The organism is Haladaptatus litoreus (assembly GCF_900156425.1).
Classification (GTDB): domain Archaea; phylum Halobacteriota; class Halobacteria; order Halobacteriales; family Haladaptataceae; genus Haladaptatus; species Haladaptatus litoreus.
Genome location: NZ_FTNO01000001.1, coordinates 774857 through 788642, shown reverse-complemented (window position 1 = coordinate 788642; position 13786 = coordinate 774857). Strand labels below are relative to the sequence as shown.

The following is a 13786-nucleotide window of genomic DNA, read 5'->3' as shown; positions in this document are numbered from 1 at the left end:
CCGGTTTCGGATATATACCTACGGGCGAAACGGGGAATTTGTCGAAATACTACGCCTCAGTCGTTCACGATGAACCGGTTGGCGATGTAGATGCCGATGGCGGAACCGACCGCCGGGCCAATCGCTGCCCACAGGCTTTGTACGAAGTCGTATTCGAACACGAAGAACGCGATTGGGAACACCACGACGAATCCTGCGACGAGGGCGAAAGCCGCCTTCTTGCGGGCCGATGCGGACATCCGATTCTACTTAGACGCCCATGCCCATCAAATGACTGCGAAGCACGTCGTCGTCCTTGTTGCCCGTTCCGGTGTTGAGCAGGACGACGGTGTCGTCTTCGTCGAACTCGCCCTGCTGGGCGAGTTCCCACGCTCCGCTGGCGGCGGCGGCGCAGGTCGCGCCCATCTCCAAGCCTTCCTGCTGGGCGACTGCAACGGCGGAGTCGAGGATGTCCTCGTCACTGGTTGCGACGGCACCGCCGTCGCTTTCGCGCAGGGCGTCCAAAATCATCGGACTCGCGCCGGGGTCGGGAATCTCGATACCGCCGCAAATCGTGTCTGGAGTGTCCCACGCTTCGTGCACGTCCGTTCCTTCCTCCCACGCTTTCACGATTGGGGCACACCCCGAAGACTGGGCGGCGTACATCGCCGGAAGGTCGTCGGTCAGGCCCAACTCCCTGAATTCCTTTGCGGCCTTGTGCATGCCGACCAAACCGACGCCGCCGCCGGTCGGGTAGACTACCGCGTCGGGGACCTCCCAGTCCATCTGTTCGGCGATTTCGTAGAACATCGTCTTCTTCCCTTCGTGGCGGTAGGGCGTGACGAACGTTTTGACGGAGTACCAATCCTCATCCTCCATCGCGTCGGCGTAGGCCGCGCCCGCGTCGCCGATTCGCCCTTCCACGACGGTCATGTCGCCGCCGTGGACGTTCACCATCGCTTTGTTGGTGAACCCGGCGCGCGTCGGGAGGAAGACGTGAGACTGGATGTCCGCTCGTGCGGCGTAGGCCGCGGCCGCTTGTCCCGCGTTCCCGGCCGAGGCGAGGGCAACGTCGGTCGCGCCGTGTTGGGCCGCCGCCGTCAGTGCCATCGTCTGTCCGCGGTCTTTGAACGTCCCGGTTGGGTTGCGCCCTTCGTCTTTCAACAGAACGCGCCCGACGCCCATCTGCTCCGCGAGGTTCGGACATTCCACGAGAGGGGTCGCACCCTCGTCCATCGTCACCGCCGAATCGCGGGTGAACGGGAGCAGTTCCTCGTACTTCCACATCGTGTCGAACCGGCGCGATTCGAGGTCACTGTGCGAGAGGTCGATTGCGTCGTAGTCGTACTCCGGGTCGAGGATGCCGTCGCAATCGGGACACCGATGGCTTCCGACCTCGGCGTCGAACGTCTCGCCGCAGTCCACACACGTCAGACCGATGAATGCGTCCGTCGTCTCCATAATCGGTGGTTCGTGGGCGGACACTAAGCCCTGTTCATCCCCGGTCTTTTTTGCTTCTAGGTCGGCCCCAACCAGATAGGCCGAGAGACGTTTAGGCAATACGAACGATTACCCTTCATGACGACCGTAATCGTTGCAGGGGCGGGACTCGCGGGACTCGTCGCCGCCCGTCACCTTGCCGAGTTGGGACTGAACGTACAGGTGATGGAGCGCGAGGACGAGGCCGGCGGCCGAGTCCGAACCCGAAAACGGGACGGCTTTCTTCTCGACAGAGGGTTTCAGGTGCTCTTTACCGAATATCCCGCCGCAAAGCGCGAACTCGATTACGACGAACTGGATTTGCGGTATTTTTCGCCGGGTGCGGTGCTCGCCCGTCCCGACAGTCGGTCGGTGCTGGCCGACCCCTTCCGCGACCCTCGTGCGCTGTTCGAATCGGCGACGAACCGTGAGGTGAGCCTCATCGACAAGGTTCGAACCTTGCAACTCCGGCAGGAACTCGCCCGCAAACCGAACCACGAGATTTTCGAGGGGGAAGACGAATCAATCGAAAGCTACCTCCGCGAACGAGGCTTCTCCGAAAAATTCCGCAACCGCTTCGCCGGACCGTTTTACGGCGGTATCACGCTCGACAGGTCGCTCTCGACTTCGAAGAAGGTGTTCGAATTTACGTTCAAGATGCTCGCAACAGGCCGAACCGCGATTCCCGCGGAAGGCATGGGCGCGATTTCCGAGCAGTTGGCCGAAAAAGCGCAAGCGACGGGCGCGACGACTCGCTTCGGAGAGGGCGTTTCCGCAGTCGAATCGAATGGCGACAAGGTCGAGGTCGAAGTCGGCGGTGAAACCATCACCGCCGACGCCGCAATCGTGGCGACCGACCCGAAATCCGCCCGCGAGTTGACCGGCGTCGATTCGATTCCGACCGAGGCCCGGAGCTGTGTGACGCAGTACTTCGCCCACGATGCGCCGTTAGACGCCGGAAACCGAATCCTGCTCAACGTCGCGGACGACGCGCCGAACGAAATCGTGCCACTGTCTGCGGTTGCCCCCGAGTACGCGCCCGACGACCGGGAACTGCTCTCCGCGACGTTTGTGGGGATGCCGGAGGAGTCGGACGACGAATTGGCCGAGGAAGTCAAAACGACGCTCCGAGAGTGGTATCCCGAGCGAACGTTTCCGAGCCTCGAACTACTGCACACCGACCAAATCGAGTTCGCGCAGTTCGCCCAACCGCCGGGTGTTTTCGACACGCTTCCCGGCAACCGAACCGAACAGGAGTCGATCTATCTCGCGGGCGATTTCACGGAAGCCTCCTCGCTCAACGCCGCGATGGAAAGCGGTCGGAAGGCCGCCCGCGCGGTGTACGAGGATTTGTGATACCGGTTCGAATCACAGCATCTCCCGAAACTCCCCGAGCGCGGGAAATCGGTACGTCTCGTCGGCCTCGTCGTCGCGGATGATTGGCCGGAATGGAGACGAACTGCTGACGAACGGCGTCTGAAAGTCACTGCCCCGCATTCCGTTAACGACTGCGCCGCTGGCGAGACGGGTGAACGCGGGGAGCACGAGCACGTCCGAATCGCGAAAAATCTCCTGCCCCCACAGATAGCAGGGTCGGCGTTTTCCCTCGATTGCTATCGCTGGATGATCGTGGCCGATGATATATCGTGGGGCAGTCGAATCCGATTCCTCGTGACCGTGACAGACCAGCGTTCCGTCCGCGAGTCGGTGCTCATCAGGGCAGTCAACGAGTTGTGAAAGCAGTTTGTCGTGGTTACCGCGAACCGCGACGAAATCGGATTCTGCGTCGTTAGCGCGCTGTTCGAGGTCTGTGAAGGTTTTCTTTGCCTCCTCCGGGATTCTGTCGAAGGCGTGGAGAACGTCGCCCGCGAGGACGACTTCTTCCGGTGAAAATTTCGTGAGAAGCGCGTCGAACCTGCTGGTCAAATCTTCTTGTTCGCCGAGTGGGAGCGACACGCTTGAGGTTGCATCCCTTCCGATATGGAGGTCTGCGAGGACGAGCGCGTTCGCTTCGGGGAGGAAAACCGCCCTGTCTGCGAAGTCAGCGTCCTCCATCGGTTCTGACCGCTCGATGGAGGTCGTACTCGTTGCCCGTGACGAGATACGCCACGTCCTCGACGACCGTCAGCAGTTCCGGTAAGTCACGCAGTATCAGCCAGAGGATAGCGACCAGTGCGACTACCGCGAGCATTTGGGACAACACGCGGTCTGCGATGAAAAACGACACCATGCCGGGGTCTGCGTAGCCGACCATCGACATAATCGGGTCGACGAAGTACTGGAACCACTGGTTGCCAAAAGCGAGCGCGATGAACACGTTTCGGACGACGTTCAGCACCCAGATGATGGAAATGGCGACGGCGAAGGCCTTGAGTTTCCGGCGAAGCGGTGCCTTGACCGCGGCGATGAGGCCGCCGAAGATGCTCATGCTTCCGATGCCGGTGCAGGCGAGCACGAGGTAGGTGTAATACGAGTGGCCCGTCTCGTCGGTGAAGATGAAGGCGCTGTGGTAGCCGTTCTCCTTGGCAACCGTAAATTCGGGATTGTAGCCGAGCGCTTCGATGACGAAATTCGTCTGAAAACTTACCTGCTCGACCAACCACTGTCGAAGGAACTCGACGCTCGAAAACGGAACGTAGATGATTCCCATCGCCGCGACTGCGCGAGAGAGGACGAACAGCGTGTCCCGTCCGGAGTAGAGTTGATAGCCCGCGTAGACACAGAGTGGTACCGCTGCAAGGCTAAGCGCGCCCTCCACGAAACTCTTCATCTCGAAGGCGAATCGCGGGAAGAGGATGCCCCAGAAGATACCGAACAGCACCCACGCCCCGGCACCGACGGTACGGGCGGTTTCGCGGTCGTATCGTTCGAGCGCCGCGGTTGCGACGAACGATACGATAACCAACCACGCGAGTGTGTCCGAAATGGCCGCGGACGGGACGGGGAGGGCGAGGGGTACGACTGCGGTCACGGTTCATCCCTTGTCGTCACGTAATATAGACCTGACGCTCACGCGATTAGGCGTAGACGTAGACGTGCCACGTGAATTTAACCGAATGCGTGCTTCCCCACGCGTTCTGGAACTGTCCGTCGGAGACGACATCCAATAGGTGATATTTCCCACTGCTGTGCTGGTTCACCCACGCGCGGCTTCCGGGTTTCATGCCGTTCGTGTTTCGCCGGGCAGTCGAGGTGTTGAACTCCTCCGACCATTCGGCGTAGTTCCCGCTCGGGCTGGTTCTGTCGATGGTCGTGACTGCTGGCTGTGTGTAACTCCATCCGAGACTCGCGCCGCTCGTTCCGATGCTCACGTTGATGGTCTGTGACCCATCGTGCGTTCCGAGTGGGTCCCACTCGTCTAAGTCTTCGCCGCCAATATCACCGGCAGACCAGTCGTGAAGTGGTCGTCCCACGTCGTTTTCCCAATCACTGCTGTACTTTCTCACGCCCGGTTCCATGGCGAAAACGTGTTTGACCGAATATGCGTCTTGGTAGGCATCGCCGTCGCTCGCGAGTTGGTACACGTCGAAGTTGTCCGTCACGCACCCATAGGGGTCAACGCAGTAATCTTTCTCGTCGTGAACGATTCGGTCCCAACTCGCTTGGGTCGTCACGTCCGACGCCGTTGCGCGCTGTTTCTGCGGAAAGTCACCGCGAGCGAACTGGTTTGCACGGCGTTCGGCTTTGGCTTTGAGCGGAGCAACGTTTTTACCGTCGTCACCGATGCCGACGTACTGCCACGGAACGCCGTCCGAATCGATACCGTAGGCGAACGCTACAATCTCCCCGGTATCCTCTGCGGGCACGGTTTCGGCCCGGAACGGGACGCCTCGTGCTTCGTGAACGCGCCGCCGAACCGCTTGCATCTGGGCAGTCGAAATCGAATCGTCCGGGGCCGCGGTGAGGAGCGCGGTGGATGGCCGTTGGCCACGCGTCTGCCCTACCAACGGGAGTGAAATGGCGCCCGCTGCGGTGCCTATTCCCTTGATGAACCCTCGTCGGTCGAATCGTTCTGAGTCGTTATTTTGCATCATATATCGCCTGCAATAATTCTATCAACATATAAGATAATAAAATTTATTTCTAGAGTGGAGAAAATATACCCGCCCTGTTACGCAAGTCCGTTGACCGCTGGTGTTTTTATCGTGCCGCCCGACTGTGCGGGTATGGCCGACGTGTTGGATGACAAGCGTGCCGCAACCCGGTTTCGCATCCTCGCCGAAATCGCAGATCGTCAACCGGCGGTGAGTCAGGGTGAAATCGCGGACGCCGTCGGCGTCACGAGTCAAGCCGTCAGCGAGTACACTCGCGGACTCGTTGCCGACGGACTGGTCGAAAAGGAAGGTCGCTCGCGCTACAGCGTGACCAAGGAAGGCGTCGATTGGCTCTTGCAGTCGGCGACCGACGTTCGTCGGTTCGCCGACCACGTCACCGACGACATTCTCGGCAACGTCGGGGAGGACGCCGCGATAGCGACGACCGAGATAGCGGAGGGCGAAACCGTCACCCTCTCGCTCGAAGACGGCCTCCTTCACGCCACCCCCGGCGATGCCGGGCCTGCGACCGGCATCGCCACGACGGACGCGGAATCGGGGAACGAGGTCGGCGTCACGGAGTTCGAAGGTATCATCGACCTCGAACCCGGTCGCGTAACGGTGTATCAGATTCCGCCGGTTCGCTCCGGCGGAAGTCGAGCCGTCGATTCGAACGCTTTGGCGGAGGCGTGCGAAAACAGTCCCGTCCTCGCTGTAACCGGCGTCGAGGCGGTCGTTGCACTCCGCTCTGCGGGCGTGGAACCCGACACGACGTTCGCCGCGGGCGAAGTCGCCGCCGAGGCCGCAGAACGTGGTGAGGATGTCGTCATCGTCGCAACATCGGACAGCGTCGGACGCGTCACCGACGCCCTCCGCGATGCCGGAGTTGCATACGAAGTTGCGAACGTTTCCTAAAATCGAGTCTCGGCGTTATCCAGCGTAGTTTTTCGCGGTCGTGTACGCTTCGCGGACGCGCTGGAACTCCTCCTGTGTCCCGCCGTGGTCGGGATGTACGTCCTTCACTTTCTCGCGGTAGGCCGACTTGATTTCCGAGAGCGTCGCTTCCGTCGGCACGCCGAGGATGGCGAAAGCGGCAAGTTTCGTGTCCACTTCTTCTTCCTGCTCCAGCGTCGGCGTTTCGAACGGCAGGCGGTCACCGAGATGGTGACCCGGCATCTCGTGTTCGACCAAGACGGCGAACGTTCTCGATTTCTCGATACGGAAGAAGGCGCGCGCGTCGAACGTAATCGCAACGTCCCGTTCCGGCAGATAGAAGGCGACGTGTTGGCCCGCGACGAAATGGTCTTCGGCGAAATCTTCGCCGATGGCTCTGAGATAGTTGCGGATTTCGACCCGGCGCTTTCCCTCGCCGAACACGTAGGTTGCGTTGGTCGCCCGTTCCGTGGGAAAGAGGCGCGCGCCTACCACGAATATTCCGGCGATGACGACGGCAACCGCCAGCGAGAGCCACAAACCGGTGACCAACCAGTCGGGCATTACGCTCGTGTAGGGTTCGGACAATAAAGAATCCCCCGCCGAATCCGATACGGATGGTCACATCTGATTAGGGACACGAAAGCGTTCTGGTAGTTTCTTTCTCTATAGATGTGTAGAAACGATGGTAAAGTTAATACCCGCTGGTTATTATCTATATGAGTAACGAACCCTGACGAGAATCCGAACGCAATCGCCGAAGACGTCACGTTAGTCCCCAGCCATGAAACTCACCGAACCGGAGACGGAGCAGGAACTCGACGAGAGCCAGATTCACAACGTCTTACGGAACGACAGACGAAGAGAGGCGATTCGATATCTTCGGGAATCCGGCGGGTCGTTAACCGTCGATGACCTCGCGGAGCATATCGCAACGCTGGAAACCGACGAGGCGCCAGCCCCTCGAAAGGTCAGAAAGAGCGTCTACGTCTCGCTTCACCAGACGCACCTCCCGAAGTTGGACGATCTCGGCATCGTAGAGTACGACCAACGGTCGAAAGAACTCACCCTCGAAGACCGCGTTCGAGAGGTAGAGGTGTATATGGAAGTCGTTCCACAGCACGACGTTTCGTGGGCGACGTACTATCTCGGCCTGGGTCTGCTAGAAGCCGTCGTTCTACTCGCGGCGCAGTTCCAACTGTTTTCCATCCAGATGCTCGATTTCCAGTTTTGGGCGTGGTTTTTCCTCACCTTTCTCGTCGTCTCCGCGGGCTACCACGTCTACAGCGGACTGGAAAAATCGCTGTTTTAGCCGTTCAACCGATGTATCGCAGGTCGTCGTCGGACGCCACCGCAGTCTGTTGGGCCTCCATCTCCTCGATTTTGCCGACGACTTCCTCCATCTCTTCGGCGCGGTCTTCGAGGGAACCGAAATCGACCTCGAAGCCGAGGGTGTCTTGTAGGACTTCGAGCACCGACTGCGCGCTTTTCGGGTCGACGAGATAGCCGCTCGTCTCGCCCATCAAACAGGCGGCGTCGAATCCGCGGCGGCCACCCATTCCGAGTAGGAGGCCGCTCGTGCCGACGATACCGCCTGCGGGTTCGTCCTCTCGAAATTCGACACCGGCGTCTTCGAGTTCGTCCACGAACTCCGTGCTCGTCGCCGCGCCCAGCACGGCGTACTCTTCGATAAGTTCGCCCGTCGGAACGCCGCCGAGCGCGAAGATTTTCTCGACACCGAACTCCTCCGCAGTGTCGAGGAACGCGTTCGTGAGTCGGTAATGACCCGCGTTGTCCTGTGCCTGATAATCGCCGGTCAAAACGAGCACGTCCTGTTCGTCGAGCGTCAGCGCGTAAAGTTCGATGCAGACCAGTTCGGTCGTCCCGTCGTCCTCGACGCTCACCTGCGGCGGAAGATATTCGGAGTACACTCGCCGAACCAGTTCGCTCTCTTTTTCCTCGAGCAGATGCTCGGCGACGAGTTTTCCAACGTGGCCGACACCCGGCAATCCTTCGACGAGGACAGGCGACTCCAGTTCCGGATCCGCGACTATCTCGATGTCAACTTCGTCCATGTGACTTAGTCGCGGGCGCGCCGCTTAAGAGCGCGTCGGTACTCGCCGTAGGGGTCTGCCGGGTCGAAGGGGGCGGGAGCGCTGTTGATTGCCGACGCTCCGCACTCCGGACAGGTCGCAGAAAGGGTGTACACCGGGCGGTCGTGCTCTGCCTTCCACGCGGAGCACACCCGGATGTCCGATTTCATTCGTCGTCTGTGTGTCGGTCGCGGTGGAAGTCGGCGGTTCCGCCGACTTCCTCCATGGCGACTTGGGCGCGGGCGACGCTCTCTTCGAGTTGCGCCTCCGCGGTTTTGTAGTTCGGTGCGCGAACCTTGATACGGTACTCGGGCGCGCCGACGTAGGTCACGTCGAGTTCGACTTCGTCGGGGATGTCGCCGTTCCCTTCGGCGGCTTTGAGCGCCTCCTTGATACCGTCAACGCCGTGTTTGCCGGGGCTCCGAAGGTCAACGTAGCCGGTCACGTTGACGTATGGAACCGAGACATTTTCACGAGCGGTTTCGACGAGCGCGTCGATTTCGTCGTCCGAAAGTTCGGTGCTTTCGAGGGCTTCCCCACCGTGGATGGCGGCCTGCTCGAAGCCGTCGTAGATGCTTCCGAACTCGGCGTACAGTTCGTTTGCAATCTGCGTGTACTGCTCGTCGGTCATCTCCTCGCCGAAGGCGAGGGACATCCACTTGTCGGCCTTCTGCTCGTTTTTCCAGTCCTGAATCTTGTCGCTGCGCTGGTGTTCGTTTACGTCCTTGATGGAGAGGTCTATCTGCTGTGACCCCTCGTCAACGTCGAACACTTTACAGACGACTGTTTGCCCCACGTTGACGTGGTCGCGGACGTTTTTAATCCAGCCGCTGGCGACCTCGCTGACGTGGACGAGTCCACGTTTGTCCTCGTACTCTTCGAGGTCTATGAAGACCCCGAAGTCCTCTATCTCATCGACCTTTCCGACGACGAGTTCGCCAGGTTCGGGCCAGCCACTGTATTTCATCGGGATGCTACTGTCTCTGTAACGTCGCCGTCGATTTCAGCCTTGCCGCCGGTCGGCGAGGCGAGTCGGTGACCGCAGACGACGCAGTTGACTTCGCTCGCGGCCTTGCTGAAGACCGTCTGTTCGTTTTCGCAGTCCGGACACTGAACGGTGTAAAAGTTTCCTGCCATGATTTACTCCTGAAATTCGAGTCGGCCAGCGCGCCATCCGGGACGGAGGTGGGCCTTGCCGCACTCGCTGCAACGGTATTTGAGGTCGGTTTTCTTCGTTGGTTTGTCTCCACCGGGAACCTTCGAGAAACCACCAGCGTTACCGATGACGGCTTTGCCGCGTTTCTGCTGACGGGCGTCCCACTTCATTCCGGTTCGGCGTCCGCTGCGAACCTTCTCGACTTCGTGCTCGTGGTGTTTGTGACAATGCGGGCAGTACGTGTTAAAGCGTCGTGGCATCTGCATAGATATCGACCTTACGGACGACTTAAGCCCCGGTGCTTAAAACCCGTTTGGTTTCGAATCCGATAGCACGGGATGCAGCCTATATATCTCTCTGTATGAGTTTATTTTATTCTGTTTTAAAAATAAAAATTTTCAAGTTAGGGTGTGTCGAAACAGAAGTCGTCAATCCATGACAAACGTTAATCGAAGACGATTCCTCAAAGGTGCAGGCGGCACAGCTGTCGGACTTACGGCACTCGGCGCGGGCGCAGGCAGTGCGAGCGCACAGCGATACGGAATTCCGATCGTCTCCACGCGCGGTCACTTCAACGACGACGGGAACTTGGTTTCCGGCGAAACCCAGACGAGCTACGACACGACGGGCGACGTTCCGGGCGTCGATACCGGCTGTGTAAACGACCTCACGGTGTTTATCCACGGCTGGCATAAGAAGGGCGACAACCCCGAACAGGACGCGAGGGATAAATTCCTCTCGGCGAAAAACAACCTCGAAGCCGCTGGCTACAACGGCACCGTTATCGGCTATTCGTGGGACAACGACGCCGGCGGCGGCGCCGACTACGGCTGGGGAACGGCGAAAGACGTTGCACAGCAAAACGGCGTCAAACTCGCACAGTTCGCCGTGTATCTCAAATACTACTGTCCGAACACGACGCTTCGCTTTGCCTGCCACTCGCTCGGCGCGCAGGTGATGCTTAGCTGTCTCCGCTCGCTCGACGTGACGGACTGGTGGAACAACAACGGCCACGAAGTGTACTCGACGCACCTCCTCGGCGCGGCGACGGACAACGAAAAACCGACCACGGAGTCGATGACGACCTACAACGCCATCACTAACCAGACGGCGGCGACGTTCAACTACCACAGCCACGACGACAGCGTGCTTAGCTGGGTGTACAACACCATCGAGTTCGACCAAGCACTCGGCGAAACCGGCTACGAGAGCGGCAACACGCCCGCCCCGAACTACAACGAGTTCGACGTAACCTCGCAGGTCGGTAGCGACCACTCGGGCTATCTCGACAACCTCGGGGACGACATGGTCTACCACATGAACAACGTCCCGTACTACGACTAATCGGCGGGAGAAATCCTAGCGCCTCGATTACGAACTTTTCGAAACGAACCATTCACACCATTCTCGCACACAATGACACGATTCACTCGCAGACGATACCTGAAAAGCACAGCAGCGACGACCGCCGGAATCGGCCTTCTCGGAACCAGCGGACTTGCATCCGCACACGGCTACTCGGTCATCTCGACCAGAGGCCACTACAACGGCGACGGCGACCTCAATTCTGGTTACTCGAAGTTCGACTACGAAACCAATGGCACCGTCCCCGGCGAGGACACCGCCTGCACCGACGAACTGACGATTCACGTCCACGGCTACGACAACGACGAGCAGGGCGCGCTGAACAACTTCGATGAAGCCTACCACAACCTGACCGGCGCGGGCTACGGCGGCGAAGTCGTCGGGTTCTCGTGGGACTCTAACGCCCCGAGCAAATACGACCCTACCGACTGGGGCGGGTTCGGCACCGGCCAAGAAATCGCCCAGAAGAACGGCTACGCGCTCGCGCAGTTCGCGCTCAACTACAAAACGTGGTGTCCGAACAGCGACCTTCGAGTCACGTGCCACTCCCTCGGCGCGCAGGTCGTGCTGAACGCACTCCGCATCTTAGACCGGAGTGCCGACTGGGACGACCCCTACTATCGGCTCTCCAGCGTCCATTTCCTCGGCGCGGCACAGGACAACGAGGCTCCGACGAAAGAGTGGTCTGAGACTTACTACGCCATTCTGAACGAAACCGTCGCCACGTTCAACTACCACAGCGACGACGACAGCACGCTCCAGAATCTCTACTGGCCGCGAGAGTTCGACCGCGCGCTCGGTGAGACGGGCTACGAGGACGGCAACGAAGTTCCGAGCAACTACAACGAATACGACGTGACCTCGCAGGTCGGTTCGAACCATTCGGGTTACATGGCCAACTGCGCGGACGAAATCGTGTATCACATGGCCAACGATTCGTCGTACAGCTAATCATCCGTCCTGATTTTCGAACCGAACTACCGAGCAGAAAACATTTATCCGACGCGCCGAGTCGCTACGTGATGAATCGAGGCGCGCCACTTGCTCTTCTCGTTCTCCTGTTTGCTGCCAGTGTCGCCCCCGCGATTGCTTCCGGAACCACTCCCGCTTGTCCAGTCTGTGGCTACGAGTTCGAGATGACCGCGAGCGACCACGGCGATATGCCGGTCAAATATAGCAATGTGACGATTCACGTCGCGGAGGACGGTGATTCGACGTGGGTCGTCCAAAATCGTATCGAGAACGAGACGACGGTGGAACGGTTCCGAAACTATCCGAGTGAACTCGATACACGGGTCTTGACGGCACTCGGGGACGCCCGAGTCTTCGACCACGAAGTTCGGAACGTCAGCGCCAGCGTCGTCGGCGAGAAGCGAATCGAAATCCGATTCGAGGTACCGAACTTTGCGGAGCATCGTTCCGGCGTCCTGCTTACACAGTTCTCGTCGACCTCGCTGGCGTGATTTTCGGTGCTGTCGCCATCGTGAATCTGCTCTTCGCCGCGATACTCTCGGCCTTCGCCGTCCCGCTGGTCGTGGCAGGCCGGACTGCCGGTCAGAAGTCTGACCTCGGTTCGTGAACCCCTTCGAAGCGCTTAATTGGCCGCCTTCCGAACCGTCGGGTATGAAGCGGCTCATCATCCACGGGAACCCCGGCATTCGCAAGAACGCCATCATCGAATACGACGACGAAGAGCAGGTTTGCTTCTCCGTCACCCGACAGGGCGACTGGCACGGCCCGGACGAACCTCAACTCTGGTGCGTCATCGGAACCGAGGACGAGCGCGACGATTTCGAGCGGCGAAACTACGTTCCCCACTGGCTCGACACGGAAGCCATCGACGCCGATTCGGTCGAAATCGTCAAACACGCCGACGAACTCGCGGTCTAAGGCTGAACCGCGATTCAGTGCTTGTCTCTACTCTCCGTTTTTCTCCTGTTTTCGTCACGCCTTCAGCGGACGCCGCTCTGTTTGGAAACTCCACTCAGCCCTGCCACTCGCACGTGTACGCCGCGTAAAATCCATCTCGGTACGTTGAATCGAGGATTTCGAATCCTGCTTTTTGCAACATCGATTCGAAGATGAATCCGTACGTGCTGAACTCCTCGGAGAAATGATTGTGGAGTTCCACCTCGGTGAACAGTGTCGGCTCCATTCGTTCAAGCCACGACTCGATAGCGTCGTGACTGTCGTCGGGGTCGAACGAGTACACGAGGTCGTGGAGTCTGAGTATGCCGCCCGATTCAAGCGTGCTACCGATGGTTTTGAGTGCCTCGATTTTCCAGAAATCAGGGAGATGGTGCAAAGCATTCTTCGAGAAGGCGAACGAGGCGGGACTCCCCTCGTGTTCGTACCGCACGACCCCATCGTGGACAATTTCGACGTTCTGGACGCCCGCATCATCTACTTTCTCCCGAGCCACCTCTACCATCGTTTCCGAAACGTCGATTGCGACGACACGGTCGCAGTGCTCCGAGACGGCGACCGGGAAGACGCCCGTTCCGGTTCCGAAATCGACGACCGTATCCTCGTCGGCCAGTCCGAGTTTCAACAGTGTTTCCACTTCTCCTGATGGGTCAAACGGAATCTTCTCGTCGTACCGAGCAACTTGGGACGGGTCAAGGTGTTCCTTGCCCGCATGCTGAACTTCGTCGATAAACCATTTTGGGGACATTTAATCTCGTTCGAGAGTATCAGAGAGGATACTAAGCTATTGCCCCGATTACAGAGTTCGAGAACGGTGCGTT

Annotated in this window: 19 protein-coding genes; 7 read left to right on the top strand and 12 right to left on the bottom strand. The window is 59.3% G+C overall.

Annotated features, from left to right (window positions below):
* Positions 1-56 precede the first annotated feature (56 nt).
* Entirely contained in the window at positions 57-239 is a 183-nt protein-coding gene (locus tag BW974_RS04045; protein WP_076428207.1) for a hypothetical protein, read from the bottom strand.
* A 10-nt stretch (positions 240-249) separates the two neighbouring features.
* Positions 250-1440, bottom strand: a complete 1191-nt coding sequence (locus BW974_RS04040; RefSeq protein ID WP_076428205.1) for a threonine synthase — start codon at positions 1438-1440, stop codon at positions 250-252.
* A 117-nt stretch (positions 1441-1557) separates the two neighbouring features.
* Here BW974_RS04040 and BW974_RS04035 point away from each other — a divergent pair, with 117 nt between their 5' ends.
* Positions 1558-2814 (top strand): NAD(P)/FAD-dependent oxidoreductase, encoded by a 1257-nt coding sequence (locus tag BW974_RS04035; RefSeq protein ID WP_076428203.1) that lies wholly within the window; start codon positions 1558-1560, stop codon positions 2812-2814.
* A gap of 12 nt (positions 2815-2826) precedes the next feature.
* Here the strand turns inward: BW974_RS04035 and BW974_RS04030 are convergent, their stop codons facing one another.
* Genes BW974_RS04030 through BW974_RS04020 form a run of 3 tightly spaced genes read right to left on the bottom strand, consistent with a single transcriptional unit; the run spans position 2827 to position 5492 of the window.
* Positions 2827-3513, bottom strand: a complete 687-nt coding sequence (locus BW974_RS04030; RefSeq protein WP_076428201.1) for a metallophosphoesterase — start codon at positions 3511-3513, stop codon at positions 2827-2829.
* Complete coding sequence (gene artA / locus BW974_RS04025) at positions 3500-4429, bottom strand: archaeosortase A (RefSeq protein WP_076428199.1); 930 nt, start codon at positions 4427-4429, stop codon at positions 3500-3502. The genes BW974_RS04030 and artA overlap by 14 nt, the downstream gene beginning before the upstream one ends.
* A 46-nt stretch (positions 4430-4475) precedes the next feature.
* Complete coding sequence (locus tag BW974_RS04020) at positions 4476-5492, bottom strand: hypothetical protein (RefSeq protein ID WP_076428197.1); 1017 nt, start codon at positions 5490-5492, stop codon at positions 4476-4478.
* A 132-nt stretch (positions 5493-5624) separates the two neighbouring features.
* Here BW974_RS04020 and BW974_RS04015 point away from each other — a divergent pair, with 132 nt between their 5' ends.
* Positions 5625-6407, top strand: coding sequence for a DUF7839 domain-containing protein (locus BW974_RS04015; protein ID WP_076428194.1), 783 nt, complete (start codon positions 5625-5627; stop codon positions 6405-6407).
* Between the two features lie 15 nt (positions 6408-6422).
* Here BW974_RS04015 and BW974_RS04010 read toward each other — a convergent pair whose 3' ends face one another.
* The gene (locus BW974_RS04010) at positions 6423-6989 is read right to left on the bottom strand and encodes a J domain-containing protein (protein ID WP_076428192.1); all 567 of its coding nucleotides are present in this window, start codon (positions 6987-6989) and stop codon (positions 6423-6425) included.
* A gap of 220 nt (positions 6990-7209) precedes the next feature.
* Between BW974_RS04010 and BW974_RS04005 the strand changes: the two genes are divergently transcribed.
* Positions 7210-7737 (top strand): DUF7344 domain-containing protein, encoded by a 528-nt coding sequence (locus BW974_RS04005; RefSeq protein ID WP_076428190.1) that lies wholly within the window; start codon positions 7210-7212, stop codon positions 7735-7737.
* Positions 7738-7741: 4 nt separating this feature from the next.
* Here the strand turns inward: BW974_RS04005 and BW974_RS04000 are convergent, their stop codons facing one another.
* From BW974_RS04000 to BW974_RS03980, 5 genes are read right to left on the bottom strand one after another with little or no spacing between them, the layout of a single operon-like run.
* Positions 7742-8500 carry a proteasome assembly chaperone family protein gene (locus BW974_RS04000; RefSeq protein WP_076428188.1) on the bottom strand — a complete coding sequence of 253 codons (759 nt, stop codon included), beginning with the start codon at positions 8498-8500 and terminating at the stop codon, positions 7742-7744.
* 5 nt (positions 8501-8505) lie between these two features.
* Positions 8506-8688, bottom strand: coding sequence for an RNA-protein complex protein Nop10 (locus BW974_RS03995; RefSeq protein ID WP_076428186.1), 183 nt, complete (start codon positions 8686-8688; stop codon positions 8506-8508).
* Positions 8685-9485 (bottom strand): translation initiation factor IF-2 subunit alpha, encoded by an 801-nt coding sequence (locus tag BW974_RS03990; protein ID WP_076428184.1) that lies wholly within the window; start codon positions 9483-9485, stop codon positions 8685-8687. Before BW974_RS03990 ends, BW974_RS03995 begins: the two co-directional genes overlap by 4 nt.
* Positions 9482-9655, bottom strand: coding sequence for a 30S ribosomal protein S27e (locus BW974_RS03985; RefSeq protein ID WP_076428182.1), 174 nt, complete (start codon positions 9653-9655; stop codon positions 9482-9484). The genes BW974_RS03990 and BW974_RS03985 overlap by 4 nt, the downstream gene beginning before the upstream one ends.
* Positions 9656-9658: 3 nt before the next feature.
* Positions 9659-9940, bottom strand: coding sequence for a 50S ribosomal protein L44e (locus tag BW974_RS03980; RefSeq protein ID WP_049971177.1), 282 nt, complete (start codon positions 9938-9940; stop codon positions 9659-9661).
* 169 nt (positions 9941-10109) lie between these two features.
* Here BW974_RS03980 and BW974_RS03975 point away from each other — a divergent pair, with 169 nt between their 5' ends.
* The 4 genes from BW974_RS03975 to BW974_RS03960 all read left to right on the top strand — a co-directional run bounded on the left by BW974_RS03975 (position 10110) and on the right by BW974_RS03960 (position 12929).
* The gene (locus BW974_RS03975) at positions 10110-11018 is read left to right on the top strand and encodes a twin-arginine translocation signal domain-containing protein (protein ID WP_076428180.1); all 909 of its coding nucleotides are present in this window, start codon (positions 10110-10112) and stop codon (positions 11016-11018) included.
* A gap of 72 nt (positions 11019-11090) precedes the next feature.
* Positions 11091-11990, top strand: a complete 900-nt coding sequence (locus tag BW974_RS03970; protein ID WP_076428178.1) for an alpha/beta hydrolase — start codon at positions 11091-11093, stop codon at positions 11988-11990.
* Between the two features lie 71 nt (positions 11991-12061).
* On the top strand, positions 12062-12502 hold the full coding sequence (locus BW974_RS03965; protein WP_076428176.1) for a hypothetical protein: 441 nt from the start codon (positions 12062-12064) through the stop codon (positions 12500-12502).
* Positions 12503-12662: 160 nt separating this feature from the next.
* Complete coding sequence (locus BW974_RS03960) at positions 12663-12929, top strand: HAH_0734 family protein (RefSeq protein WP_076428175.1); 267 nt, start codon at positions 12663-12665, stop codon at positions 12927-12929.
* Positions 12930-13023: 94 nt separating this feature from the next.
* Here the strand turns inward: BW974_RS03960 and BW974_RS03955 are convergent, their stop codons facing one another.
* Positions 13024-13713, bottom strand: coding sequence for a class I SAM-dependent methyltransferase (locus BW974_RS03955; RefSeq protein WP_076428173.1), 690 nt, complete (start codon positions 13711-13713; stop codon positions 13024-13026).
* Between the last annotated feature and the right edge of the window lie 73 nt (positions 13714-13786).

Excerpts from the sequence above, each read along its gene's own strand:
- BW974_RS04045 (WP_076428207.1), bottom strand. The coding sequence starts at position 239 with ATGTCCGCATCGGCCCGCAAGAAGGCGGCTTTCGCCCTCGTCGCAGGA.
- BW974_RS04040 (WP_076428205.1), bottom strand. The coding sequence starts at position 1,440 with ATGGAGACGACGGACGCATTCATCGGTCTGACGTGTGTGGACTGCGGC.
- BW974_RS04035 (WP_076428203.1), top strand. The coding sequence starts at position 1,558 with ATGACGACCGTAATCGTTGCAGGGGCGGGACTCGCGGGACTCGTCGCC.
- BW974_RS04030 (WP_076428201.1), bottom strand. The coding sequence starts at position 3,513 with ATGGAGGACGCTGACTTCGCAGACAGGGCGGTTTTCCTCCCCGAAGCG.
- BW974_RS04020 (WP_076428197.1), bottom strand. The coding sequence starts at position 5,492 with ATGATGCAAAATAACGACTCAGAACGATTCGACCGACGAGGGTTCATC.
- BW974_RS04015 (WP_076428194.1), top strand. The coding sequence starts at position 5,625 with ATGGCCGACGTGTTGGATGACAAGCGTGCCGCAACCCGGTTTCGCATC.
- BW974_RS04010 (WP_076428192.1), bottom strand. The coding sequence starts at position 6,989 with ATGCCCGACTGGTTGGTCACCGGTTTGTGGCTCTCGCTGGCGGTTGCC.
- BW974_RS04005 (WP_076428190.1), top strand. The coding sequence starts at position 7,210 with ATGAAACTCACCGAACCGGAGACGGAGCAGGAACTCGACGAGAGCCAG.
- BW974_RS04000 (WP_076428188.1), bottom strand. The coding sequence starts at position 8,500 with ATGGACGAAGTTGACATCGAGATAGTCGCGGATCCGGAACTGGAGTCG.
- BW974_RS03995 (WP_076428186.1), bottom strand. The coding sequence starts at position 8,688 with ATGAAATCGGACATCCGGGTGTGCTCCGCGTGGAAGGCAGAGCACGAC.
- BW974_RS03990 (WP_076428184.1), bottom strand. The coding sequence starts at position 9,485 with ATGAAATACAGTGGCTGGCCCGAACCTGGCGAACTCGTCGTCGGAAAG.
- BW974_RS03985 (WP_076428182.1), bottom strand. The coding sequence starts at position 9,655 with ATGGCAGGAAACTTTTACACCGTTCAGTGTCCGGACTGCGAAAACGAA.
- BW974_RS03980 (WP_049971177.1), bottom strand. The coding sequence starts at position 9,940 with ATGCAGATGCCACGACGCTTTAACACGTACTGCCCGCATTGTCACAAA.
- BW974_RS03975 (WP_076428180.1), top strand. The coding sequence starts at position 10,110 with ATGACAAACGTTAATCGAAGACGATTCCTCAAAGGTGCAGGCGGCACA.
- BW974_RS03970 (WP_076428178.1), top strand. The coding sequence starts at position 11,091 with ATGACACGATTCACTCGCAGACGATACCTGAAAAGCACAGCAGCGACG.
- BW974_RS03965 (WP_076428176.1), top strand. The coding sequence starts at position 12,062 with ATGAATCGAGGCGCGCCACTTGCTCTTCTCGTTCTCCTGTTTGCTGCC.
- BW974_RS03960 (WP_076428175.1), top strand. The coding sequence starts at position 12,663 with ATGAAGCGGCTCATCATCCACGGGAACCCCGGCATTCGCAAGAACGCC.
- BW974_RS03955 (WP_076428173.1), bottom strand. The coding sequence starts at position 13,713 with ATGTCCCCAAAATGGTTTATCGACGAAGTTCAGCATGCGGGCAAGGAA.